Source organism: Enterobacter cloacae complex sp. 394F7, assembly GCF_057320385.1.
Map to the genome: position 1 here is coordinate 237,790 of NZ_JBXWCS010000002.1, position 24,289 is coordinate 262,078.

20 protein-coding genes are annotated in these 24,289 nt (G+C 55.8%); 10 read left to right on the forward strand and 10 right to left on the reverse strand.

Translation table 11 applies throughout. From position 1 onward, the window contains the following. Positions 1-54 precede the first annotated feature (54 nt). Entirely contained in the window at positions 55-1,035 is a 981-nt protein-coding gene (locus AC2FAK_RS03590) for a GlxA family transcriptional regulator (protein ID WP_020690861.1), read from the forward strand. A 78-nt stretch (positions 1,036-1,113) separates the two neighbouring features. Then, entirely contained in the window at positions 1,114-2,124 is a 1,011-nt protein-coding gene (gene gap, locus AC2FAK_RS03595) for a type I glyceraldehyde-3-phosphate dehydrogenase (RefSeq protein WP_095454541.1), read from the forward strand. 41 nt (positions 2,125-2,165) lie between these two features. Here the strand turns inward: gap and AC2FAK_RS03600 are convergent, their stop codons facing one another. Then, positions 2,166-3,353, reverse strand: coding sequence for an MFS transporter (locus tag AC2FAK_RS03600; RefSeq protein ID WP_013096167.1), 1,188 nt, complete (start codon positions 3,351-3,353; stop codon positions 2,166-2,168). A 115-nt stretch (positions 3,354-3,468) separates the two neighbouring features. On the opposite strand from AC2FAK_RS03600, the gene AC2FAK_RS03605 reads away from it, so the two are divergent. Beyond that, positions 3,469-4,425, forward strand: a complete 957-nt coding sequence (locus AC2FAK_RS03605) for an AraC family transcriptional regulator (protein WP_029882287.1) — start codon at positions 3,469-3,471, stop codon at positions 4,423-4,425. A gap of 13 nt (positions 4,426-4,438) precedes the next feature. On the opposite strand, the gene AC2FAK_RS03610 is transcribed toward AC2FAK_RS03605, so the two are convergent. Then, complete coding sequence (locus tag AC2FAK_RS03610) at positions 4,439-5,818, reverse strand: carbohydrate porin (RefSeq protein WP_095454542.1); 1,380 nt, start codon at positions 5,816-5,818, stop codon at positions 4,439-4,441. A gap of 94 nt (positions 5,819-5,912) precedes the next feature. Next, the gene (locus AC2FAK_RS03615) at positions 5,913-7,271 is read right to left on the reverse strand and encodes a glycoside-pentoside-hexuronide (GPH):cation symporter (protein WP_020690856.1); all 1,359 of its coding nucleotides are present in this window, start codon (positions 7,269-7,271) and stop codon (positions 5,913-5,915) included. 365 nt (positions 7,272-7,636) lie between these two features. Here AC2FAK_RS03615 and AC2FAK_RS03620 point away from each other — a divergent pair, with 365 nt between their 5' ends. Next, positions 7,637-9,322 (forward strand): alpha,alpha-trehalase, encoded by a 1,686-nt coding sequence (locus AC2FAK_RS03620; RefSeq protein ID WP_095454543.1) that lies wholly within the window; start codon positions 7,637-7,639, stop codon positions 9,320-9,322. A gap of 67 nt (positions 9,323-9,389) precedes the next feature. Here the strand turns inward: AC2FAK_RS03620 and AC2FAK_RS03625 are convergent, their stop codons facing one another. Then, positions 9,390-11,492 carry a TonB-dependent siderophore receptor gene (locus tag AC2FAK_RS03625; protein ID WP_095454544.1) on the reverse strand — a complete coding sequence of 701 codons (2,103 nt, stop codon included), beginning with the start codon at positions 11,490-11,492 and terminating at the stop codon, positions 9,390-9,392. Between the two features lie 113 nt (positions 11,493-11,605). Then, positions 11,606-11,860, reverse strand: coding sequence for a GlsB/YeaQ/YmgE family stress response membrane protein (locus AC2FAK_RS03630; RefSeq protein ID WP_013096161.1), 255 nt, complete (start codon positions 11,858-11,860; stop codon positions 11,606-11,608). Between the two features lie 206 nt (positions 11,861-12,066). Between AC2FAK_RS03630 and ycgR the strand changes: the two genes are divergently transcribed. Then, positions 12,067-12,798 (forward strand): flagellar brake protein YcgR, encoded by a 732-nt coding sequence (gene ycgR / locus AC2FAK_RS03635; protein WP_023621730.1) that lies wholly within the window; start codon positions 12,067-12,069, stop codon positions 12,796-12,798. 38 nt (positions 12,799-12,836) lie between these two features. Here the strand turns inward: ycgR and emtA are convergent, their stop codons facing one another. Next, positions 12,837-13,448, reverse strand: a complete 612-nt coding sequence (emtA, locus tag AC2FAK_RS03640) for a membrane-bound lytic murein transglycosylase EmtA (RefSeq protein ID WP_023621731.1) — start codon at positions 13,446-13,448, stop codon at positions 12,837-12,839. A 96-nt stretch (positions 13,449-13,544) separates the two neighbouring features. On the opposite strand from emtA, the gene ldcA reads away from it, so the two are divergent. Next, positions 13,545-14,459: a muramoyltetrapeptide carboxypeptidase gene (gene ldcA / locus AC2FAK_RS03645; RefSeq protein WP_062857091.1), complete on the forward strand. Its 915-nt coding sequence runs from the start codon at positions 13,545-13,547 to the stop codon at positions 14,457-14,459. A gap of 97 nt (positions 14,460-14,556) precedes the next feature. After that, a complete protein-coding gene (locus tag AC2FAK_RS03650) occupies positions 14,557-16,290 on the forward strand; it encodes a potassium/proton antiporter (protein ID WP_013096157.1) in 1,734 nt (577 codons plus the stop codon). Between the two features lie 47 nt (positions 16,291-16,337). On the opposite strand, the gene dadX is transcribed toward AC2FAK_RS03650, so the two are convergent. Together dadX and AC2FAK_RS03660 are read right to left on the reverse strand one after the other, a co-directional pair. Further along, on the reverse strand, positions 16,338-17,408 hold the full coding sequence (gene dadX / locus AC2FAK_RS03655; protein ID WP_095454545.1) for a catabolic alanine racemase DadX: 1,071 nt from the start codon (positions 17,406-17,408) through the stop codon (positions 16,338-16,340). Between the two features lie 9 nt (positions 17,409-17,417). Beyond that, entirely contained in the window at positions 17,418-18,716 is a 1,299-nt protein-coding gene (locus tag AC2FAK_RS03660; RefSeq protein WP_014832348.1) for a D-amino acid dehydrogenase, read from the reverse strand. 320 nt (positions 18,717-19,036) lie between these two features. On the opposite strand from AC2FAK_RS03660, the gene AC2FAK_RS03665 reads away from it, so the two are divergent. Then, complete coding sequence (locus tag AC2FAK_RS03665) at positions 19,037-20,569, forward strand: SpoVR family protein (protein WP_013096153.1); 1,533 nt, start codon at positions 19,037-19,039, stop codon at positions 20,567-20,569. 118 nt (positions 20,570-20,687) lie between these two features. Here the strand turns inward: AC2FAK_RS03665 and fadR are convergent, their stop codons facing one another. After that, complete coding sequence (gene fadR, locus AC2FAK_RS03670) at positions 20,688-21,407, reverse strand: fatty acid metabolism transcriptional regulator FadR (protein WP_013096152.1); 720 nt, start codon at positions 21,405-21,407, stop codon at positions 20,688-20,690. Positions 21,408-21,608: 201 nt separating this feature from the next. On the opposite strand from fadR, the gene nhaB reads away from it, so the two are divergent. Beyond that, complete coding sequence (nhaB, locus tag AC2FAK_RS03675; RefSeq protein WP_047023045.1) at positions 21,609-23,147, forward strand: Na(+)/H(+) antiporter NhaB; 1,539 nt, start codon at positions 21,609-21,611, stop codon at positions 23,145-23,147. Positions 23,148-23,193: 46 nt separating this feature from the next. After that, positions 23,194-23,724 (forward strand): disulfide bond formation protein DsbB, encoded by a 531-nt coding sequence (dsbB, locus tag AC2FAK_RS03680; RefSeq protein WP_028028084.1) that lies wholly within the window; start codon positions 23,194-23,196, stop codon positions 23,722-23,724. 121 nt (positions 23,725-23,845) lie between these two features. Here the strand turns inward: dsbB and AC2FAK_RS03685 are convergent, their stop codons facing one another. Next, a complete protein-coding gene (locus tag AC2FAK_RS03685) occupies positions 23,846-24,286 on the reverse strand; it encodes a YcgN family cysteine cluster protein (RefSeq protein WP_014832353.1) in 441 nt (146 codons plus the stop codon). Positions 24,287-24,289 lie beyond the last annotated feature (3 nt).

Sequence of the window (24,289 nt, forward strand, 5' to 3'; positions counted from 1 at the left end):
CAACGCCCTTGCCCTCCGCTTGACTTATTTTGCAATAAAGGTACTTTTCAGGACATGAAGAAGATCCTGATTATTGTTCCTGACGGCGGCATGCTGTTTGAAGCCGCCGGCATCGCCGACATTCTGATGCAAGCTAACCGCCTGCACCCGGGAGGCCTTGCGCAGCCCTGCTATCGCATCATCATCGCCACGACCCAGCCGCACCAGGTGATCCACGGCCAGTCTGGTCTCAATCTGCTGGCAGATTATCGCCTGCCGGAGCTGGATCCCCGTGAGCCGCTTGATACCATCATCATTACCGGGCGCGGCATGAACGAGCAGGAGAGCACCGCCGTGGTGGACTGGCTGCATCTTGCAGCCCCCCATGCGCGGCGGATCGCCTCCATTTGCGGTGGCGCAATGCTGCTGGCCCAGACCGGTTTGCTTGACGGCCGTCGGGCAACCACCCACTGGCGGCTGCTGGAAACCATGCAAGCGCAGTACCCCACCATCCGTGTTGAGGGAGGGCCGCTCTATATTCAGGATGGCCCTGTCTGGACCTCCGGTGGCGTGAGTTCCGGCTTTGATCTGACCCTGGCGCTGGTGGAAGACGATTATGGCTTCAGCCTCGCGCGCGACGTGGCGCAGGATATGGTGATGTATCTGCGCCGCCCGGGAGGACAGCTACAGTTCAGCCGCTATAACCTGTCGCAGTCCGGCTCCTCCGGCCCCATCAGCGAGCTGCAAACCTGGATCCTGCAAAACCTGACGGCCGATCTGTGCGTCGAAAAGCTGGCGGAAAAAGTAGCCATGAGCCCGCGCAACTTCACCCGGGTATTCACCCGCGACACGGGGGCGTCTCCGGCACGCTATGTGACCGAAGCGCGCCTTGCCGCAGCCCGACAGTTGCTTGAACAGACCGACGATCCGCTGTCCGTTATCGCCGAGAAAAGCGGATTTGGCACCAGCATCAACCTGCGTCGCGTATTTGAAAAACAGCTCCACCTCACACCCGGTGAATACCGTCAGCGTTTTCACTGCCGCAAAATGGCGTAATGTGATCTTTTTTTGTCGTTTACGCCATCCGGCCTGAAGCCTACAGTGACTCCAGACAACAGAGATAAGGAGTGCTTTATGGTTAAGGTCGGCATTAACGGTTTCGGCCGTATCGGACGTAATTTCCTGCGCGCGGCACTGGGCAATCCGGACCTGCAGATTGTGGCGATTAACGATCTGACGGACAGCAAAACCCTCGCCCATTTGCTTAAGCATGATTCCCTGCTCGGCACGCTACCGGCACCCGTTGAAGCGGCGGACGGCGCGCTGCAGGTTGACGGCCAGCGCATTACCGTCTTTAGCGAACGCGATCCGGCGAATATTCCCTGGCGCGATGCGGGCGTTGACGTGGTGATTGAAGCGACCGGTTTCTTCACCGAGCGCGAAAAAGCGCTGGTGCATATCACCCACGGTGGGGCGAAGCGCGTCATCATCTCCGCGCCGGGTAAAAATGACGATCTGACGGTGGTGATGGGCGTTAACCACGAGCAGTACGATCCGGCTAAGCACGTAGTAGTAAGCAACGGGAGTTGCACCACGAACGGCCTGGCCCCGGCTGCTCAGGTCCTGCATCAGCAGTTTGGTATTGAGCATGGCTTGATGAACACCACGCACGCTTATACCAACAGCCAGGCGCTGCACGACCAGCCGGAAAAAGATCTGCGCGGCGCACGTGCAGCAGCCCTGTCGATTGTGCCGTACTCCAGCGGTGCCGCGAAGGCACTGGGGAAAGTCATTCCGTCTCTGGACGGCAAGCTGACCGGCTATTCCCTGCGCGTACCGGTTCCGGTGGTCTCGATTGTGGACTTAACGGTGACGCTGAGCCGTGACGTTACGGCCGAAGAGGTGAACGATGCGTTCCGCAAAGCCGCGGCCAGCGGGCCACTGAAAGGCATTCTGGGATACAGCGATGAACCGCTGGTCTCCAGCGATTATCAGGGCGACCCGCGCTCTTCGATTATTGACGGTCTCTCCACCCTGGTGATTGGTGATCGGATGGTGAAAATTCTGGCGTGGTATGACAACGAGTGGGGCTTCTCTAACCGCCTGGTGGATCTGGCGGTGCTGATGGATAAGAAAGGGTTGTAAGGTTTAAGCCGGGTGGCGCTTGCGCTTACCCGGCTAATAATTCACTCCGCCTTAACCTTCACGCCCATCAACACAATCACCATCGCCGTTACCAGCAGGAAACCGCTTCCGGCAAAGACGCCGCTGGCGCCGTTGAGGTCAAATACCGCCCCGCCCACGGCCGCACCGGCGCTGATTGCCAGCTGGATAGAGGCTACCAGCAAACCACCTGCGCTTTCGGCTTCATCTGGCACCGTCGTGGCAAGCCAGGTTGACCAGCCCACCGGAACCAGACCAAACGCAAAGCCCCACATCGCCACCAGCAATCCATCCAGTATCGCCAGATGACCAAACGCCACCATGGTGAGTGCCAGCACGCCCATGGCGAACGGTACCAGCGCCAGCGTCAGGCGCAGATTACGCGCCAGCAGATGTCCGGCTACGGAGGTACCGATAAAGTTGGCAATCCCAAAGCCCAGCAGGATCAGCGAGATGCTCTCCACGCTTGCCTGCCCCACCGTTTCAAGGAACGGACGCAGATAGGTAAAGAAGGCAAAATGACCGCTGAAGATCAGAATGGTCGCCAGCATTCCACCGATCATTCCCGGACGACGCAGCACGCGGAACAGTGTGCCCAGGCTGCCGCTGCTCTCCGGCTTCATTGACGGCAGTACCCAGAGCTGCCACAGCAGCGCCAGCATGCTCGGCAGAATGCAGAGGATAAAGACGTTACGCCAGCCAATCAGGCTGCCAAGATAGCTGCCCAGCGGGGCCGCGACCACCGTGGCGATCGACACACTGGAGAAGATCACCGCCAGCGCTTTCGGCACTTTATCGGCAGGCACCAGACGCATCGCCGTGGCGGTCGACATCGCCCAGAATCCCCCGATGGCAATCCCTAACAGCAGGCGTCCCATCAGCAGTACGTGCAGCGTGGGTGCAAAAGCCACCAGCAGGCTGGAGACGATTTGCAGCACCGAGAAAAACATCAGTACCCAGCGACGGTCGATACTTTTGGTCGCCGGGGTGATCAGCAATCCGGTGACCAGCGCGACCAGCGCGGTGGCGGTCACCGCCTGCCCAGCCATCCCCTCCGTTACGCCCAGGCTTGCGGCCATGGGCGTTAACAAACTGGCGGGCAGGAACTCCGCCGTGATCAAACCAAACACCCCCAGCCCCAGTGAATAGACGGCCCGCCAGGCGGGTTTTGCAGGCACAACAGCCTCTCTCGCCGCGACACATGAACTCATCTGTTGATCTCCCGTTATGAAAATGTGACAACTGTCGCAAAAGGATAGAGTGTTCACCCTGGACGATCTATGACATATAATCTCCACTTATTGATTATTCGTCCGGAGTTTTGCCATGACCGCTCAGTCCCCCGATCTGATTAGCGAGCTGTTGCGCGGAATGCGCCTGTCGGGCGTGAAATACCGCCGCATTGAAGCCAGCGCGCCTTTCGGCGTGGCGTTCCACCAGGCGCCGGGCAAAGCACAATTTCATTTTGTCAGCCGCGGCAGCGCCCTGCTGCGTATGGAGAATGGCGCAACGTTTACCTTAAGCGGTGGCGATGCCCTTTTTATTCCGAACGGTAATGCGCACGCCCTGCTGTCTGACGAGAAGGCAACCATCACGCCGGTTAGCGCGTTTCCCAGCGAGCCTATCTGCGGCTCGGTCTGCGCCATCACCTGCGAACCCTGCCCGGACAGCGAGAACACCGTGATTTTCAGCGGATGCATGGACTTTGAACTGGGCGGAATGCAGCCGCTAATTAAAGCGATGCCGGAGGTGATGATGGTGAGCCGGTTGATGTCCACCTGGCCGGAGATCCACCCGCTGCTGGCGGCGATGGAACGCGAATCCATGACGCGTCAGGCCGGATTCGCCGGGATCCTCGCGCGGCTGGCGGACGTGGTGGCGGCGCTAATCGTGCGGGGCTGGGTTGAAGGAGGCTGCGGAAAAGCCACCGGCTGGGTGCAGGTACTGCGTGACCCGCGTCTGAGCCGGGCCATTTACGCCATGCACCAGCAGCCAGGTCTGAACTGGAGCGTGGCGGATCTGGCAAAAGAGGCTGGCACCTCCCGCTCGGTGTTTGCGGAACGTTTTCTCGCCGCGACGGGCACTACCCCGGCGAAATACCTCAGCGAATTGAGGATGCGCCTGGCAATTCAGTACATTCGCCATGAAAATCAGCCTATTGAAACGGTCGCGCTGCGACTGGGGTACGGATCCCTTGCGGCGTTTAGCCGGGCGTTCAAGCGAATAATCGGCCATGCGCCGGGCACGCTGCGGGAGACCAGCCAGACCCCGGAAGAGGCCTGACTGGCGCTGGACATCAGAAGTAGTATTTGAAGCGCACGCGCCCGCCATAGCGATCGTCGTTACGGTCATCGCCGTCATTCGGATGTGCTTCAACCCACGAAGCATACGCGCCAAGATAGATATTGAAATTCTTCATCTTCATGACGTTCGGGATCAGGTACGACGCATGAATGGTGTGAATATCATAATCACCGGGATCGGTCACCCAGCAGTCGCCATCACAATCCGCATTAAAGTTGGCGGTGTTGAAATTATCGATCTGGTTATGCGCGTAGATATAGCCCAGCTCAACATTGCGCCATAAGGCATTCACGCCCGCGGTGAAATCCGTCTCGTCGGTAGCATCCATGTAGGCGGTATTCAGGTTCGCCACGATACCGTCATCCGGATCGGTTTTTTGCCCGTTCCAGGTCATGGTAAAGCCATAGCCGGTGCGGTCAGACTGGTCGACCCATCTTCCGGACGCATCGTGGTAGCCGTAGGCATTGTTGACGAGGTTGCTCTCCATCGCGATGGCGGTCGAGAAGTTTCCTTCCTGCCAGGCAATCACCGGACGGACGTAGGCGACGTTTTTATCGTTATCCAGGTCCATGCCATGATACTGCTGGTCAACAAACAGCGAGCTGCCGTCTTCCAGCAGCGTGTTAACCTCGAGATACCAGTTGCCCAGGGTTTTACTCAGCAGGAAGTTACCGCCGCTGTCGCTACGCCCCCGCCCCTCTTTCATCATATAGATATAGCCATAACCATCGCCGTAGAGATCGTTAGCGGTGTTGCCGGAATATTCAACGAAGGTATCCTGGTTAAGCGGGAACATGTCATAGGCTTCAAAGCGGCCAACTTTTACCTTCCAGTCGTTTTCCGTGCCAAAGAAGAAGACCGCGTCATCCAGGTTCATTTTGCCCGTTAAGTCCGCCAGCGGCTGTACGGAGAAACCGGCAAAATTGCCGTTTTCCATTCGCTTATAGCCGTCAAACCCCAGCAGCAAACGCCCGTTAATATCCCAGCGTTCATGGTTACCGGGTGCCCAGTCTTTATTGGCTGTCGTTTTCATGGACGTTAAACTGCCGGTCTTGCTGGCCGCATCCATATTAAATTCAACGTCACCATAAAATTTAATATCACCGTAGCCGGATAACGTAAGCTTAGGTGCCGTTTGCGCTGTCGCAGGCTCTGTGGATTCAACCACCACAGGATTTGCAGCTACCACGGTATGCTGCTGTTGCTCCAGAACCTGAATTTGTGCTTCTGCCTTTGCTGCCCTTGTTTCGGCCTTTTCGAGGCGCGCCTCCAGTTGCGCCAGTTTATCTTCCAGACGTTGGGTATCATTTGCTGCCATTGCTGCGGTAGAACAAAACGCACTGACGAGCAGTGCAAAGTATTTCACTTTCATCGACTCCATCCTCGTGAGTTAATCATTATTTCCTGACGGACACAGAGAACCTCACCGATAATTCAAATGAATTATCGGCTTACTGCTTCAACTATTAAGAGTTAGCGAATTCGCCTTTGTTTAAATCACTCACCACGCCATTCATGACGTTTTCAGTTAATTTATAAAATTTGATCGAGAATGCGGTGAGTAAATAAAAGAGTGAAGGGATTAACGTGAACAATAAAATAACGCCCTGAATGGCGGATTCTGACTGTACGGTACTGTTCGACTGGTAATTAAACCAGGCCAGCACCCAACCCAGAATGGCACCACCGACGGCGACCCCCAACTTAATCACGAAAATATTGGCCGCAACATTCATACCTGTAATACGACGTTGGGTTTTCCATTCACCGTAATTATTTGCATCAGTGATCATTGACCACTGCAACGCGCCGTTACCGCCCTGGACAATCTGAATGAACACATGGGCAATCAGTGGAATGACCCAGAACTCCAGCGGCAGCCAGAAGCAGGCCACGCCTAACGCAGCGTTGAGAATATTGATCCAGAACGAGAGTTTAACCTTGCAAAAACGGGTCCCGAACGGCTGCGCCAGAACCGAACCAAACATCGAGGCCAGCATCCCGCCCAGCATAAAGAACGAGATGACGTCAGCCCCCTTGTTGAGAACAGTGTTCACGTAATAGACCACTGCACCACCGCGGATCACCACCGCCACCAGCATCATAAAGTTGTAGATCGAGAGAATGCGCCACTGATCGTTACGAAAGAGAATTTTAACGTCCCGGGCGATGTTCAGATTTTCCTCTTTGATCGGCTGGACGCGCTCTTTGGTGGTAACAAAACAAATGATAAACATCACGCAGCCGATTGCGCCAAAAAGCGCCATCGCCACCTGAATGCCGGTCGCCCTGTCGCCGGGGTAGAGATAGTCCGCCAGGGGCAGAATCAGCGCGGTGCCGAGCGCCCCGCCAATTGGCGTAATGGCAAAGCGCCAGGACTGCAACGAGAGGTTTTCACGCGGATCGGACGTCAGCGCCGCCCCCAAAGAACAATACGGGATATTTATGGCTGTATACATCAGGGTCATAAATATATACGCGCCAACGGCATAATAAATTTTCCCGGTTTCAGTAAAATCAGGTATGGAATATACCAGCACGCAACTCACCGCAAAAGGAACGCATATCGCCAGCAGCCAGGGGCGAAAACGTCCCCAGCGAGTGGATGTTGCATCGGCAATCGCTCCCATAACGGGGTCGGTAATGGCATCTAATAAGCGGACCAAAAGAAACATGGTTCCCATTACGGCCGGGGGTAAGCCATAAATATCCGTATAGTAATACGCCAGAATGGCGACCGAGGAGTCAAAAACAATATGACTCGCGGCATCTCCAAGGCTGTAGCCTATTTTTTCCCGGACCGGAATTTTTTCACTCACTGACATCACGTTACTCCTTATTGATGAAACCGGTTTCTGCTTTGGCAATAATTTCGCCTGAGCGCAACGAGGCGATCCATTATGTTTTTTCACCATGAAGTTATGTTTTTTGCTTTATGTGATCGGGATAATTAAAAGAAAGCCTTTATCCGGAAAATTATGCGTAACGGATCGCAATTTATTTTCTCGCCTACAGCCATTCACAATATCAATATTTCAGCCGCGCCACCGGGGCATTAAACGCAACGGTAAATTGTCTGGATTTGTGCAAAGTGCGATGTTCGACACGCGAAGCGCGGAATATTCGACTAAGGTTTTCTGGTGAATGATTACAGCGTGACCGCTGCTCAGCGAAATAAGGAGAAGCACCGATGATAACACCTCAAAAGCTGCGCCCTCGCCTCTTACCTCTGGTTCTGGGCAGTGCGCTGCTCGCGGTTGCCGCGACAGGCAACGCGGAAGAGATGAACTCTGGCCAGACAAATTCACCGGATATCTTGCTCGGCCCTCTTTTCAACGATGTCCAGAGCGCCAAACTCTTCCCCGATCAAAAAACCTTTGCCGATGCCGTACCGAAAAGCGATCCCCTGACGATCCTGGCCGACTACCGCATGCAGCGTCGTCAGTCCGGGTTTGATTTACGCCATTTTGTTGATATGAACTTCACGCTTCCCGCGGAAGGGGAAAAATATGTTCCTCCTGCGGGGCAGAGCCTGCGTGAGCATATTGACGGGCTGTGGCCTGTGCTGACGCGTACCACCGATAAAGCCAGTAACAAATGGGATTCACTCCTGCCCTTACCGAAATCCTACGTTGTGCCGGGCGGGCGTTTCCGCGAGGTCTACTACTGGGACAGCTATTTCACCATGTTAGGGCTGGCGGAAAGCGGCCACTGGGACAAAATCAGCGATATGGTGGACAACTTTGCCTACGAGCTGGATACATGGGGGCACATTCCGAACGGCAACCGCAGTTACTATCTGAGCCGCTCCCAGCCGCCATTTTTCTCGCTGATGGTGGAACTGCTGGCCACGCACGACAGCGAGGCGCTGAAAAAATACCGTCCGCAGATGGAAAAGGAGTACGCCTACTGGATGGAGGGCGCAGATGCGCTGCAGGCCGGAGAGGCCAACAAACGCGTGGTGAAGCTGGAGGATGGCTCGCTGCTCAACCGCTACTGGGATGACCGCGACACGCCGCGTCCGGAGTCGTGGCTTGACGATATCACCACCGCCAAAAGCAACCCTAACCGCCCGGCAACCGAAATCTACCGCGATTTGCGCTCTGCGGCGGCCTCAGGCTGGGACTTCAGTTCCCGCTGGATGGACGATCCGCAAAAGCTGGGCACCATCCGCACCACCAGTATTGTGCCGGTGGATCTGAACGCCCTGATGTTCAAGATGGAAAAACTGCTCGCCCGGGCAAGCCAGGAGAGCGGCGATGCCGCCAGCGCGAACAAATATGAAGCCCTGGCCACGGCGCGCCAGAAGGCGATGGAGAAGTATCTGTGGAACGATAAAGAGGGATGGTATGCGGATTACGACCTGAAGAGTAAGAAGGTGCGTAATCAGCTCACGGCTGCAGCCCTCTTCCCGCTGTATGTGAAGGCAGCGGCACAGGATCGCGCGGATAAAGTGGCTGCAGCGACGTCCTCACGTCTGCTGAAACCGGGTGGCATCACCACCACCACCGTGAACAGCGGCCAGCAGTGGGATGCCCCCAATGGCTGGGCGCCACTGCAGTGGGTAGCCACGGAAGGGTTGCAAAATTATGGACAGGACAAGGTCGCGATGGATGTCACCTGGCGCTTCCTGAAAAATGTTCAGCATACCTACGATCGCGAGCAGAAACTGGTGGAGAAATATGATGTCTCCTCCACCGGTACGGGCGGCGGCGGCGGTGAGTATCCGCTACAGGATGGATTCGGCTGGAGCAACGGCGTGACGCTGAAGATGCTGGATCTGGTCTGTCCGAAAGAGAAACCGTGTGACAGCGTGCCGCAGAATCAGCCTGCGGCGAATGATGAGGCTGCGCCGGTGAAAAGTACGGCGCAGTAAGTGAACAATGCCGGGTGGCGCTAACGCCTACCCGGCCTGCATTCCCTGCGGGAGAGGGAAACGATAATCAGAAGCTGTAGCTCGCCCCCAACTGATACGTCCGGTCACGTCCAATCCAGCAGTTTGTCGCGTCGTAGCAGGTCAGCGTCTCTTTGTTGGTGATGTTTTGCGCGCTGGCTTTCAGCGTCAATCCCTCCAGCGACGGCAGGATTTCCCCCATACGGTAGGAGGCCGCCAGATCGTACTGCATGGTGCCGCCCAGTTTGCCCGCATCGTTGTTCGGTGAAATTTCCATTGGACCGGTGTAGCGCGCCCCTGCCCCCAGCATCAGCCCTCTCAGCGGCGTGTTGTCAAAGGTGTAATCCCCCCACAGGTTGAACGCATTCTCCGGCACCTGCGTTGGCCGTTTGCCCTGGTATTTGTCATCTTCGGTATTGATCAGATGGGTGTAGGCATAGTTGGCAATCAGGGTCACGTTATCCGCCGGGCGGCTGACGATTGAGAGCTCAGCCCCTTTAGATTCCACTTCTCCGGTCTGGCTGTAATTCAGGAAGCCCGGATCGGAGGTGACGACATTTTTCTGACGGATATTAAATACCGAGGCGGTAAAGGTTGTGGCGTAATCCGCCAGCAGGTATTTTACCCCGCCTTCCACCTGCTTGCTGGTGGTTGGCTTCACGTCTTTAGCCGTGAGCGTACCCTGCGGCGACACCGGGGCAAACCCTTCAGAGTAGCTGATGAACGGTGACAGCCCATTCTCAAACGCGTAAAGCGCGCCCAGGCGTTTGGTCACGCGATCCTGCGAGACCCACGCCTTGTCGCCATTCTGCATATAGTTGGTGGTTACCGAGCGGTAATCGTCATAACGCAGGCTGGCCAGCAGATTTAAACCGCCAAACTCCACCTGATCCTGCAGGTAATAGCCGTTTTGCTGATAGCTCAGACGATTTTTCTGCCCCGTATACAACCCGAGATCGCGTTCATTGATCTGCGAATAGTCAGGATTTCGCATATCGATGCCAGGCGTTGTTGAGGCATAACGGTAGTAGAAGTGAGAGTCCATCTTTTGATAGTCAAACCCGGCCAACAGGTGGTGTTTCCACTCTCCCAGCGCCACGGTTTTGGTTACCTGGTTATCGATGTTGAAGCTCTTCAGATCTTCATCAGTGGTGTAAGCAAACCGGTTAAGCTGGTAGACCGCGCTCCCCGTCCCCGTGGCATAAACGCTGCGCTGGTGGGTGTCGACATCAAAGTACCGTGCTTTCTGGTTAAAGCCCCAGCCACTGTCAAACTCATGTTCAAAGCTGTAGCCCAGCATCCACTGACGCTGTTTGAAACCGCTCCACTCATCCCCGGCATAATCCCGGCGGTCGGCATATTTCGAGCGCAGATAAGCAAGCGGCAACGGGTTGGATGGAGACAGGCTCGGGGAGTTTTGCGCCAGTGCATCAACCGTAAGACGCGTTTTGCTGTCCGGCTCCCAGGTCACGGACGGGGCAACCAGATAATTTTCATAGCGCGTGGTATGGGGCTGATCGTCATTTTCCGTGGCTTTGCCCAGCAGGCGGTAGTTCCAGTCGCTGTCGGCAATTTGTCCGGTCGAGTCGAGATAACCCTCCTTCAGATTGCGATTGCCGGTGTTGAAACCCAACTCGGTATGGGCGGTTTTTTGTGGCTTTTTACCCTGAATATTTACCAGCCCCCCCGGGGAGCCACCACCGTAGAGCACAGAAGATGGCCCTTTGAGGATATCAACGCTTTCAATCAGCAGTGGATCGATGCGCGCTTTGGTGTTTCCGGTGACGTTATACGGCAGCTGCAGGCCGTTGTAGAACTCCTGGTCGACCGTAAAGCCACGAATTTTATACTCGCTCATGTACGTGGTGTTTCCACGCAGCTCTGTCGAAACGCCCGGAACATAGCGCAGGATTTCGTTCACGGAACTGGCATGGCGTTGCTCAATTTGCTGCGCAGAGACGGTATCGATCACCTGCGGCGTTTTACTTTCGGCCACCGCCGATTTGGTTGCGCTGTTTGTCCATGCGGGGAGAACGCTGCCCTGCTCAGAGCCGGTGACAAGAATGGTGGATTCTTCCGCAAATGCCTGTGCCTGTAATGCCAGCGTCACGGCTCCTGCCAACGCGCATACTGCAAAACGTGAGGTGTTCATAGTGTCGTCTTGTGGTTATATGTAACTAGGAACGACAATTATTATCATTTCGATTAGCAAATCAATATCACGACAAAAAAAACGGCCCTGTCGCGAGAGCCGTTTTGTGTCATCTATGCCCGTCGGAGCAACCTGAATATGCCCAGGACAACAATGGCGCCCACCACAGCCACAAGGAAACTGTGCAGGTCGAATCCACTGATGTCGCCCCCAAAGCCAAACATGGTCGCCAGCCAGCCGCCGACAACCGCACCAACAACCCCAAGAACACAGGTCAATATAAAGCCGCCGCCATCATTTCCCGGCATGATGAGTTTAGCGATAGCCCCGGCAATAAGACCAAAGATGATCCACGCGATAATACCCATAGCGATGCCCTCTTGCAGGTTTAACGCATGCGCAGAAAACCCTCCGCGCAGGTAACGTAAGTATAGGTCATCACGGTAAAACCGATTTCATCTCACCGACTTAACTTCTCTGTACTGCGAAAAAAACTCACCGGTTTGTATTAAGTTTCGTTTCACGCTGCCGATAACGCAGAGACAGTCTGTCATTTATCAAGGAGCCATCCGGCGTGAGTAATTACAGTGAGCAGTTCCTGAAGCAAAATCCGCTGGCTGTATTAGGGGTATTGCGCGACCTGCAAAAAGGCGAGGTGCCGCTGCGCATCAGCTGGTCAAACAATCAGTTCATCAGCAAAATCCTGGATGCTTCTGCAGAGAGGCTGGTCATCGACCTGGGCAGCCAGGAGCATGAAAACCGCGCCGCGCTGCGGGCGGAGAAAATCTCGGTGATGGCAGAAACGCACGGCGCAAAAGTGGAATTTGTCCTGCCGCGCCTGGAGTTGAGCGAATACGGTGGTCTTCCGGCGTTTGTCACCCCGCTGCCGGCCAACCTCTGGTTTGTTCAGCGCCGTGAATATTTTCGTATCAGTGCCCCGCTTCACCCTGCCTATTTTGGTAAGGCCAAAATGCCGGACAAAAAAGAGATCCGCTTTCGCCTTTTTGACCTCTCCCTGGGCGGCATGGGTGCGCTGATGGATACGCCAAAGCCTGACGGACTGGTAGAAGGCATGCGATTTACCCAAATCGAACTGGATATGGGAGGCTGGGGGCGTTTTTACTTTGATGCGCAGCTGATTGCCATCAGCGAGCGTAAGGTGGTCGACAGCAAAAATGAAACGATCGTCACGCCGCGTCTGAGCTTCCGCTTCCTGAACGTCGGGCCGGGCGCAGAGCGTGAACTGCAGCGGATTATCTATTCTCTGGAGCGAGAGGCGCGGGAGCGGGCGAATAAAGTGTTGTGACAGGAGCCGGGCAGCACACAGGCCGCCCGACAACGGCATTACATGGCATCCATTGCTTTCTGAACTTTCCAGATATAACGCGGAGCCTGTGGTGCCGGATGATTTTTCACCACGTGTTCAAAGAACTCGTCTTTGTCCATGTCGTTGATCTCTTCTATCGCCTCTTTACGGTCCGATGAGAACGTCCTGAGCAGCGCACCCGCGCCGTTCACGTAAGAGACCACCAGCGCATACTGCATCACTTCAGGATCCTCGATTCCCTTCAGCACGCCGTGTTCCAGAATGCTCAAATAGGCCGTGCCCATGGAGATGTTGCGTTCCGGGTTTTTCAGCTCGCTGGTTGACGGCTGACCACGCCAGCCCATATAGCGGTAGACCTCTCTCCCTGCGGTTGAGGCCTTAAGCTGCATCAGCCCCACGGCGTTAGATTTGCTGACAAGCGTTGGGTTACCGCCGGATTCCACGGCAATGATCGCCGTGATCAGTCGCGGGCTGACGCCCCAGGCCTTGCCTGCCTGTTCACTGATCGGCATCCACTGCATGGCCCGTTTTACAGGCACTTCCGGGTTCCATGCCGGGTTTTGATAGTCATGTTTTGAACTACAGCCAGCCAGCAACACAATCAAAAAAGCAAACCATCTCAATTTCACGTCATCTATCCTTATAGCCGGTCATCGCCCTTGAAGCAGGCAACGTATAAGCGGCATGATATAGACAATTAGATTCTCATTCAGCAAGGAATTGCCATGTCTCAGTTTCATCTTATCGCGCCGTCCGGGTACTGCATCAACCAGGAGGCGGCACAGCGGGGCGTTGAGCGCTTACTGGAACTCGGTTACCCGGTAGAAAATCAGACAATTATCCCCCGCCGCCAGCAGCGTTTTGCCGGTACGGAAGCGCAAAGGCTGAATGATATCAACAGCCTGGTGAACCTGCAGGGTGAGAACAATATCGTGCTGGCGGTGCGCGGCGGCTATGGTGCGAGCCGGTTGCTGGAGAGTATTGACTGGCAAGGGCTGGCAAAGCGTCAGCAGCAGGATCCGCTGCTTATCTGCGGCCACAGCGACTTTACCGTAATCCAGCTCGGGCTACTCGCGCTGCATAACGTGGTGACCTTCAGCGGCCCGATGCTGGCCGGTAATTTCGGGGCACCCGAGCTTGACCCATTTACGGTGGAACACTTCTGGCGCGCCCTGAAAAACCCGACCTACAGCGTTGTGTGGCAGGGCAACGGGCCGCACTGGTCGTGTGAAGGACAACTCTGGGGCGGAAATCTGGCAATGCTTGTGTCGCTCATTGGAACGCCATGGCTGCCGCAAATTGACGGCGGCATTCTGGTGCTGGAAGATATCAATGAACATCCGTTCCGCGTCGAGCGCATGTTATTGCAGCTGTATTACGCCGGTATTCTGGAACGTCAATCCGCGGTTATTCTTGGCAGTTTTACCGGTGCCGCACCGAATGACTATGACGCAGGATACTCGCTGGAAACGATGGTCGATTTCATCCGCTCACGCCTTGATATTCCTGTTATTACCGGGCTGGACTTCGGCCACGAGCAGCAAACCGTCACCCTGGCGTTAGGCGCGCAGGCCATCCTGAAGCACGATGAAACGGGCAGTCGGTTAACGATTGGGGGTCATCCGGTCTTAAAGGCATAAAAAAGCCGTTAATCCCCCTCAATAAACCGCTGTTTCCGTCGTTAATATGTTAGGGTTTTAGTAACAGCATTAACATTGAGGTGGGAGTAAGACAACATTGGATGCCACAGCGATAATCAGTCTTTTCATTCTGGGTTCTGTGCTCGTAACCTGTAGTATTTTATTAAGTTCATTTTCATCGCGTCTCGGCATACCTATTCTTGTTATTTTCCTTGCCATCGGCATGCTGGCGGGTGTCGATGGTATCGGCGGTATCCCTTTCGATAACTACCCTTTCGCTTACATGATCAGTAACCTTGCGCTGGCGGTGATCCTACTCGACGGCGGGATGCGCACCCAGGCGAGCTCATTTCGCGTGGCGCTGGGGCCCGCCCTGTCGCTGGCGACGGTCGGGGTGTTAATCACCTCCGGTCTGACCGGCATGATGGCGGCGTGGCTGTTCCATCTCGATCTGATGGAAGGTTTACTGATTGGCGCGATTGTCGGCTCAACCGACGCGGCGGCGGTGTTTTCCCTGCTGGGGGGCAAAGGGTTGAACGAACGCGTCGGGTCCACGCTTGAGATTGAATCCGGCAGTAACGATCCGATGGCGGTATTTCTCACCATCACGCTGATAGAGATGATCCAGCAGCATGAAACGGGCTTAAGCTGGATGTTTGTCCTGCATATCCTGCAGCAGTTCGGCCTGGGGATTGCGCTCGGCCTGGCCGGGGGTTACCTGCTTCAGCAGACGATCAACCGGATATCGCTGCCTTCGGGGCTCTACCCGCTGCTTGCCCTGAGCGGCGGCATTCTGATTTTTGCCGTCACCACTGCGCTGAACGGCAGCGGGATCCTCGCGGTTTATCTCTGCGGCTTCCTGCTGGGCAATCGCCCTATTCGCAACCGTCACGCCATTTTGCAGAACTTCGACGGGCTGGCCTGGCTGGCGCAAATCGGGATGTTCCTCGTGCTGGGCCTGCTGGTGACGCCGTCAGACCTGCTGCCGATTGCCGTTCCGGCGCTGATTTTATCGGCGTGGATGATCTTCTTCGCACGCCCCCTGTCGGTGTTTGCCGGTCTGCTGCCGTTTCGCGGCTTCAACCTGCGCGAACGGGTCTTTATCAGCTGGGTGGGGCTGCGCGGCGCGGTGCCCATTATCCTGGCTGTCTTCCCGATGATGGCCGGACTGGATAACGCGCGGCTATTCTTTAACGTCGCCTTCTTCGTGGTGCTGATCTCGCTGCTGTTCCAGGGAACCTCGCTCGGGTGGGCGGCGAAAAAAGCCAAAGTGGTGGTTCCTCCTGTGGGCTGGCCGGTGTCTCGCGTGGGGCTGGATATTCACCCGGAAAACCCGTGGGAACAGTTTGTTTACCAGCTCAGCGCTGATAAATGGTGCGTGGGGGCATCGCTGCGCGATTTGCATATGCCTGCGGAAACGCGAATTGCCGCCCTGTTCCGCGATAATGTCCTGCTGCACCCAACCGGCAGCACCCGGCTACGCGAAGGCGATATTCTGTGTGTGATTGGCCGCGAGCGGGACCTGCCCGCCCTGGGTAAACTGTTCAGCCAGTCGCCTCCGGTGGCGCTGGATCAGCGTTTCTTCGGCGATTTTATTCTGGAAGCCAGCGCCAGGTTTGCGGATGTGGCCCTGATTTATGGGCTCGACGAAGGGGCTGAAGGCGACGATAACCAGCAAACGCTGGGCGAAATCATCCAGCAGCGCCTTGGTGCGGCCCCGGTTGTGGGTGACCAGGTGGAGTTTGCCGGGATGATCTGGACCGTAGCAGAGAAAGAAGATAACGCAGTGCGGAAAGTCGGTTTGCGGCCGATGGAAGAGGACGTGGAGTAGTGGTTTTTTGCCGGGTGGCGCTAACGCTTACCCGGCACACAGACATGTTACACCGTCACAACCGGCACTCTCGGTGCCAGCGCGCACATCAGTTCATACCCTACCGTCCCCGCCGCGGCAGCCACGTCATCAATTTTGACTTCGTTACCCCACAGCTCAACCGGGGAACCAATGCCCGCCTGCGGATATGGCGTGAGGTCAACGGCCAGCATATCCATGGAGACAGTGCCCACCGTTCCCGTACGCACCCCGTCTACCCAGACTGGCGTGCCGCTCGGCGCGATACGCGGGTAGCCGTCAGCATAACCGCCCGCCACAATACCAATCCGTTGCTCGCCCGTCGCCCGGTAACGGCTGCCATAGCCCACCGTGTCGCCGGCCTTCAGCGTCTGCACACCGATGATTTCGCTGCGCAGGGTCATCACCGGCTTAAGGCCGCTGTTGGCGATATCCTGCCACTGGCCTGAGGGAGAGGCGCCATAAAGGACAATGCCCGGACGCACCCAGTTATAATGCGCCTCAGGATGCCACAGCGTGGCCGCTGAGTTGGAGAGCGAACGTGGGCAATCCAGCCCTTCTGCTGCCTGCTCAATGCGCACCATCGCATCGGCAATGCCGTCCGGTTTTTCCGCATCGGCAAAATGCGCCATCAGCGTCATTTCGCCCACGTTCTTCAGGACGCGCAACTGTTGCCATACCGTATGGACCCGCTCAGGCTGGAAGCCCAGGCGGTTCATACCGCTGTTCACCTTGAGATAAATATCCAGCGGCGCATGCAGTTTTGCATCCTGAATCGCTTTAATTTGCCAGTTGCTGTGAACGCTGGTGGTCAGCCGGTACTTATCCAGCAGCGGCAGATCGTCGGCGTGGAAGAACCCCTCAAGCAACAGAATGGGCCCTTTCCAGCCGCGCTCGCGCAGCAGAATGGCCTCTTCCAGATTCAGTAACGCAAAACCGTCGGTGGCGCTGAGCGCACTCCAGATACGATCGATACCGTGGCCGTAGGCATTGGCTTTCACCACCGACCAGACGCGTGAACCTGGCGCCGCCCGGCGAACAATTTGCAGGTTATCCTTCAGGGCCTGCAAATCGAGCTGAGCCAGAACAGGACGGGACATGACAACTCCTTAGTTATGCGCGCCGTGCAGGTGCTGTGGACGCGAAGGGGTAAACCCCGATTGATAGCGTGCGGCACTTAAATCGTCAAACGGAATTGCCGGCGTGCGCCCGGATATCAAATCGCTAAGCAGCTGGCCTGAGCCGCAGGCCATTGTCCAGCCAAGCGTACCGTGGCCGGTATTGGTCCACAGGTTTTTGAACGGCGTACGGCCGACAATTGGCGTGCCGTCTGGCGTCATTGGACGCAGCCCTGTCCAGAAGGTTGCCTGCTCGACAAAACCGCCACGCGGGAACAGGTCGCCCACCACCATCTCCAGCGTTTCACGGCGCGGCTTCAGCAGCTCGGTGTTAAAGCCAACAATCTCCGCCATCCCGCCAACGCGGATGCGGTTATCGAAGCGGGTAATGGCGATTTTATAGGTTTCATCCAGAATGGTGGAAACTGGCGCCCCGCTGTCCTCTTTTACCGGAATGGTCAGGGAGTAGCCCTTCAGCGGGTAAACCGGAATGTCGAGAATGCCCTTCAGCATCGCGGTGGAATAGGAGCCAAACGCCATAACGTAGGCATCCGCTTTAATGACTTCATCGCCACACTTCACGCCGTAGATACTTCCGCCTTCTGACAGCAGTTTGTCGACTGCGGTATTAAAGCGGAATTTCACCCCCGCCTGCTCGCACATCTGCGCGAGACGCTGCGTAAACAGCTGGCAGTCGCCGGTTTCATCATTCGGCAAACGCAGGCCGCCCGTCAGCTTGTGCGACACTTCTGCCAGCGCCGGTTCAACCTGCCCAAGCTGGCTGGCTTCGAGCAGTTGATACGGTACGCCCGCATCTTCCAGCACGGCAATATCACGGGTGGCGTTTTCATACTGTTGCGCCGTACGGAACAGCTGCAGCGTGCCGCCCTGGCGACCTTCGTACTCAATACCGGTGGAGGCGCGCAGTGCTTTCAGGCAGTCACGGCTGTATTCCGCCAGACGCACCATCCGACCTTTGTTTTCCATATAGTGCCGGGTGTCGCAGTTGCGCAGCATCTGCCACATCCACTTCAGCTGGAACTGGGTGCCGTCGAGGCTGATGGCCAGCGGCGCATGGCGCTGGAACATCCACTTAATTGCCTTCAGCGGAACGCCGGGTGCCGCCCACGGCGCGGCATAGCCCGGAGAGATCTGTCCGGCGTTCGCCGCACTGGTTTCCAGCGCAGGCCCTGACTCACGATCGATAACGGTCACGTCATGTCCCGCCTGACTTAAATACCAGGCGCTGGTTACGCCAACGACACCACTTCCCAGTATGACAACACGCATAGCCACTCCATATGTGCAAAAGAACAATCTTCTAATTACAGATTGATAACCTAGTTGAAAATATTATTCAACATACGACTTTTTTATGGTGACTTACCTCACACATCCCCCAGCATCAGGGGATGAGGCGAATTTGGGATCTCCTGCTGCGCGTTATTTTTAACCAGTATAAAATTCTGTGAAGACCGCTTTTTTTGCCGCATCAAAAACGGGAAATCGCAAAGAAAAAATTTCTGCTCCAGCACGCTTTTTAACACGGTGATCTATGCTTATCAGGAGGCTCTCCAGACAGAGAGAGCTCCCACAACGAGGGCGCGCTAATGGCTACTATTGATTCCCTGAATAAGGACAGCACACGTCTGAGCGATGGACCCGACTGGACCTTCGAGTTGCTGGATGTCTATCTCGCCGAAATCGACCGGGTGGCAAAACTGTATCGTCTGGATACTTATCCCCATCAGATTGAAGTCATTACGTCCGAGCAGATGATGGACGCCTACTCCAGCGTCGGGATGCCGATCAATTATCCGCACTGGTCGTTTGGTAAAAAATTCATTGAAACGGAGCGCTTATATAAGCACGGCCAGCAGGGGCTGGCGTATGAGATCGTGATCAACTCCAATCCGTGTATCGCCTACCTGATGGAAGAGAACACCATTACCATGCAGGCGCTGGTGATGGCGCATGCCTGCTACGGGCATAACTCGTTCTTCAAGAATAACTACCTGTTCCGCAGCTGGACCGATGCCAGCTCGATTGTCGATTACCTGATCTTCGCGCGTAAATACATTACCGACTGCGAAGAGCGCTACGGCGTGGACGAAGTGGAGAAACTGCTCGACTCCTGTCACGCGCTGATGAACTACGGCGTTGATCGTTACAAACGTCCGCAGAAAATCTCCCTTCAGGAGGAGAAAGCGCGGCAGAAAAGCCGCGAAGAGTATCTGCAAAGCCAGGTGAATATGCTGTGGCGCACCCTGCCGAAACGTGAAGAAGAGAAAGCGGTTGCCGAAGCGCGTCGCTACCCGTCTGAGCCGCAGGAAAACCTGCTCTATTTTATGGAGAAAAACGCGCCGCTGCTGGAGCCGTGGCAGCGTGAGATCCTGCGCATCGTGCGTAAGGTCAGCCAGTATTTCTATCCGCAGAAACAGACCCAGGTGATGAACGAAGGCTGGGCCACCTTCTGGCATTACACCATCCTTAACCATCTGTACGATGAAGGGAAAGTCACCGAGCGGTTCATGATGGAGTTCCTGCACAGCCATACAAACGTGGTGTTCCAGCCGCCTTACAACAGCCCGTGGTATAGCGGCATTAACCCGTACGCGCTCGGCTTTGCGATGTTCCAGGACATTAAACGCATCTGCCAGTCGCCAACGGAAGAAGATAAATACTGGTTCCCGGATATCGCCGGCTCTGACTGGCTGGAAACGCTGCATTTCGCGATGCGTGACTTTAAGGATGAGAGCTTCATCAGCCAGTTTATGTCGCCGAAGATCATGCGTGATTTCCGCTTCTTCACCGTGCTGGATGACGACCGCAATAACTACCTGGAGATTTCTGCGATCCATAACGAGGAAGGCTACCGTGAGATCCGCTCTCGCCTCTCCTCCCAGTACAACCTGAGCAACCTTGAACCCAACATTCAGGTATGGAACGTGGATTTACGCGGCGATCGCTCCCTGACGCTGCGCTATATTCCGCACAACCGGGCGCCGCTGGATAAAGGACGCAAAGAGGTGCTGAAGCATGTGCATCGCCTGTGGGGCTTTGATGTGCTGCTGGAGCAGCAGAATGAAGATGGCAGCGTGGAGCTGCTGGAACGTTGCCCGGCGCGGTTGAATACGCTCTAATGCGGGCCTTTTTGCGCCCGGTGGCGCTTCGCTTACCGGGCCTACATGAACCGTAGGTCGGGTAAGGCGTAGCCGCCACCCGACGAAAAAAAACCTCTCACTTGAGAGGTTTTTTATTTCAGCGGCCCTGAATGGCTAAATCACCCGGCAGCGTTTTCTGCATCCGGTGCCAGATTTCACCGGAATCGTGGCCGTAGCGGCGCACCGTCTCATACACCTGATCGTGCAGGCCTTCAGTACAGAGCTTGCTGAGCTTATGGTAGAAGCCCAGCGCCAGGCTGCGCGCCTCGGGGTTGGCAAAGTAGTGGCGACCGATACGGGTATACAGCCCTTTCATGCCGTTCAGGATCAGACCGTACACTGGGTTACCGGAGGCAAACGCCAGTCCGCGGAAAACGTTGTAATCGAGCGTGGCAAAGGCATCGGCGTGATCTTCCACTTCGTTCGCGCTGGCAAGCACCTGCAGCGCGTCTTCCGGATGCTGACGAAAAGCGGTACGAATAAAGATTGTCGCAATGTTGGTACGCACCGAGAGCAGATTATCGATCAGCTGTGGCACGCTTTCGTGATCGAGGCGCGCCAGCGTTTCAAGAATGTTCAGCCCGGAAGTTTCCCAGAAGTTGTTTACTTTCGTTGGCTTACCGTGCTGGATCGTCAACCAGCCATCGCGCGCCAGTCGCTGGAGCACTTCACGCAGCGTGGTGCGAGTGACGCCAATCAGTTCAGAGAGTTCGCGTTCAGCCGGAAGAATGGATCCCGCAGGGAAGCGATTATTCCAGATGCTTTCAATGATGTACTCTTCCGCGAAACCCGCCGGGCTCTGCGCCTTAATGACCATAGTGAGATTTCCATTACACAGCTTTTGCAAATTGCACTCATCATACCAGAGGCATGCAGTGGCAGGTAGCGCGTGAAAGAGAGAAAAGAGGGATCGCTGTTTTATTTTCGTGAAATTTACAATACACGCTTATCCGCCTCTGCCCCGCGTTTTTTGCGTATACTGATGTTTTGTTTTACCTGACGGGGAAGGACGTCTGTTGTGGAAATTTCTTTTGGGCGCGCGCTGTGGCGCAATTTTTTAGGCCAGTCTCCTGACTGGTACAAACTGATACTTCTGGTTTTCCTGGTTGTTAATCCCATTATTTTTAGTATCGCTCCGTTCGTCGCGGGGTGGCTGCTGGTGGCGGAGTTTATCTTCACCCTGGCCATGGCGCTGAAATGTTATCCCCTGCTGCCGGGTGGTTTGCTGGCTTTTGAAGCCGTGGTTATCGGCATGACGAGCGCAGAACATGTCAAAGCCGAGCTGGCATCCAATCTTGAAGTGCTTCTGCTGCTGATCTTCATGGTGGCCGGTATCTACTTTATGAAACAGCTGCTGCTGTTTATCTTCACCCGCCTGTTGCTCAGCATTCCGTCTAAAACGATGCTGTCGCTGGCGTTCTGCCTTGCTGCCGCATTCCTTTCGGCCTTCCTGGATGCGCTAACCGTCGTGGCGGTGGTTATCAGCGTTGCCGTCGGGTTTTACGGCATTTATCACCGCGTGGCATCGTCCCGTCCGGGCGAGGATTTGCAGGACGACAGCCACGTCGAGGCGCATAACCGTGAGGTGCTGGAACAGTTCCGCGCGTTTCTGCGCAGCCTGATGATGCACGCAGGCGTCGGTACCGCATTAGGTGGCGTGATGACCATGGTAGGTGAGCCGCAAAACCTGATCATCGCCAAAGCCGCTGAGTGGCATTTCGGCGAGTTTTTCCTGCGCATGGCCCCGGTCAGCGTGCCCGTGTTCGTCTGCGGGCTAGCAACCTGCATTCTGGTCGAGAAATTTAACGTTTTCGGCTACGGTGCGCAGTTGCCTGAGCCAGTTCGCAAAGAGCTGCATAAATTTGACGAGCAGAACCGTACGCAGCGCACGCGCCAGGAGACGCTGCGTCTGATTGCGCAGGGGATCATCGGTCTCTGGCTTATCGTCGCGCTGGCTTTCCATCTTGCCGAAGTCGGGCTGATTGGTCTTTCGGTTATTATTCTTGCGACGACCTTTAGCGGGGTAACGGATGAACATGCTATCGGTAAAGCCTTTACCGAAGCCCTGCCATTTACCGCGCTGCTGGCGGTCTTCTTTGCGGTGGTGGCGGTGATTATCGACCAACACCTGTTCGCCCCGATTATTACTTTTGTACTGCAGGCGGCGCCCGACGCGCAACTGTCGCTCTTCTATCTGTTCAACGGCCTGCTGTCGTCCATCTCCGATAACGTTTTTGTCGGCACGGTCTACATCAATGAAGCCAAAGCGGCGATGGAAGAAGGCATTATCAACGCCGGGCAGTTCGAGCTGCTGGCGGTTGCCATTAATACCGGCACCAATCTGCCGTCGGTGGCGACGCCAAACGGACAGGCCGCGTTCCTGTTCCTGCTGACCTCGGCCCTCGCGCCACTCATACGTCTTTCTTATGGAAAGATGGTCTGGATGGCGCTGCCCTATACGCTGGTGCTCACCATTGTGGGATTGCTTTGCGTCAAAATTACCCTCATTCCCTGTACGCAATGGCTGATACAAGCGGGTATACTTGCGGCGCATTAAAATTCGTTTACACTGCGCTTTCTAAGCATGTTCCAGGGAAATGATTATGTTGAGATTTTTAAACCAGTGCTCCCGCGGTCGCGGAGCATGGTTGTTAATGGCCCTGACCGCCTTTGCGCTGGAAATGGTCGCGCTGTGGTTCCAGCATGTGATGGGACTCAAACCCTGCGTGCTCTGTATCTACGAGCGCTGCGCGCTGTTTGGCGTCATGGGCGCGGGTCTGTTGGGTGCGATTGCACCTAAAACACCGCTCCGTTACGTCGCTATCGCGGTCTGGCTGTACAGCGCCTGGAAAGGGATTGAGCTTTCCTGGCAGCACACCATGATGCAACTGCACCCGTCGCCGTTCATGACCTGTGATTTCGCAGCCCGCTTCCCGAGCTGGTTGCCGCTGGATAAATGGCTGCCGCAGGTGTTTGTCGCCTCCGGTGACTGCTCTGTACGTCAGTGGGAATTCCTGTCGCTGGAGATGCCGCAGTGGCTGGTGGGCATTTTTGTGGCCTACTTCGTCGTGGCGCTGCTGGTGCTGATTGCTCAGCCGTTTAAGCCGAAGAAGCGCGATCTGTTCGGAAGGTAAAAGCAAAACGGCAACGATAGTTGCCTTTTTTAGTTTTTGCGCCCTCTCCCGTGGGAGAGGGTTGGGGTGAGGGCATCAGGCCGCACCCCAATAAAAACCCGCCTCGGCGGGTTTTTATTTATCACCGGGTCGGGTGATTCATAATGTGGTCTTCCCAGTCCCGCACCTCGGACTCTTTCACCGCGATGTGACGCACAGAGATACGCTCGCCGTGCATGGCCGCTTTAGAGCCGGTCAGCAAGGGGTGCCATGTCGGCAGATCCTTCCCTTCCGCCAGCAGGCGATACGCGCAGGTATGCGGCAGCCATTCAAACGTCGGCAGGTTCTCACGGGTGAGCTTAATGCAGTCCGGCTCGAACTCGAAGCGGCGCTCGTAGTTGCGACACTGGCAGGTTTTGATGTTTAACTGCTTACAGGCAACGTTGGTGAAATAGATTTCATCAGTGTCTTCATCCATGAGCTTATGCAGGCAGCACTGCCCGCAGCCGTCACATAACGACTCCCACTCCACGTCTGTCATTTCATCGAGAGTTTTGCGTTGCCAGAAAGGGATGTCGTTCATCAG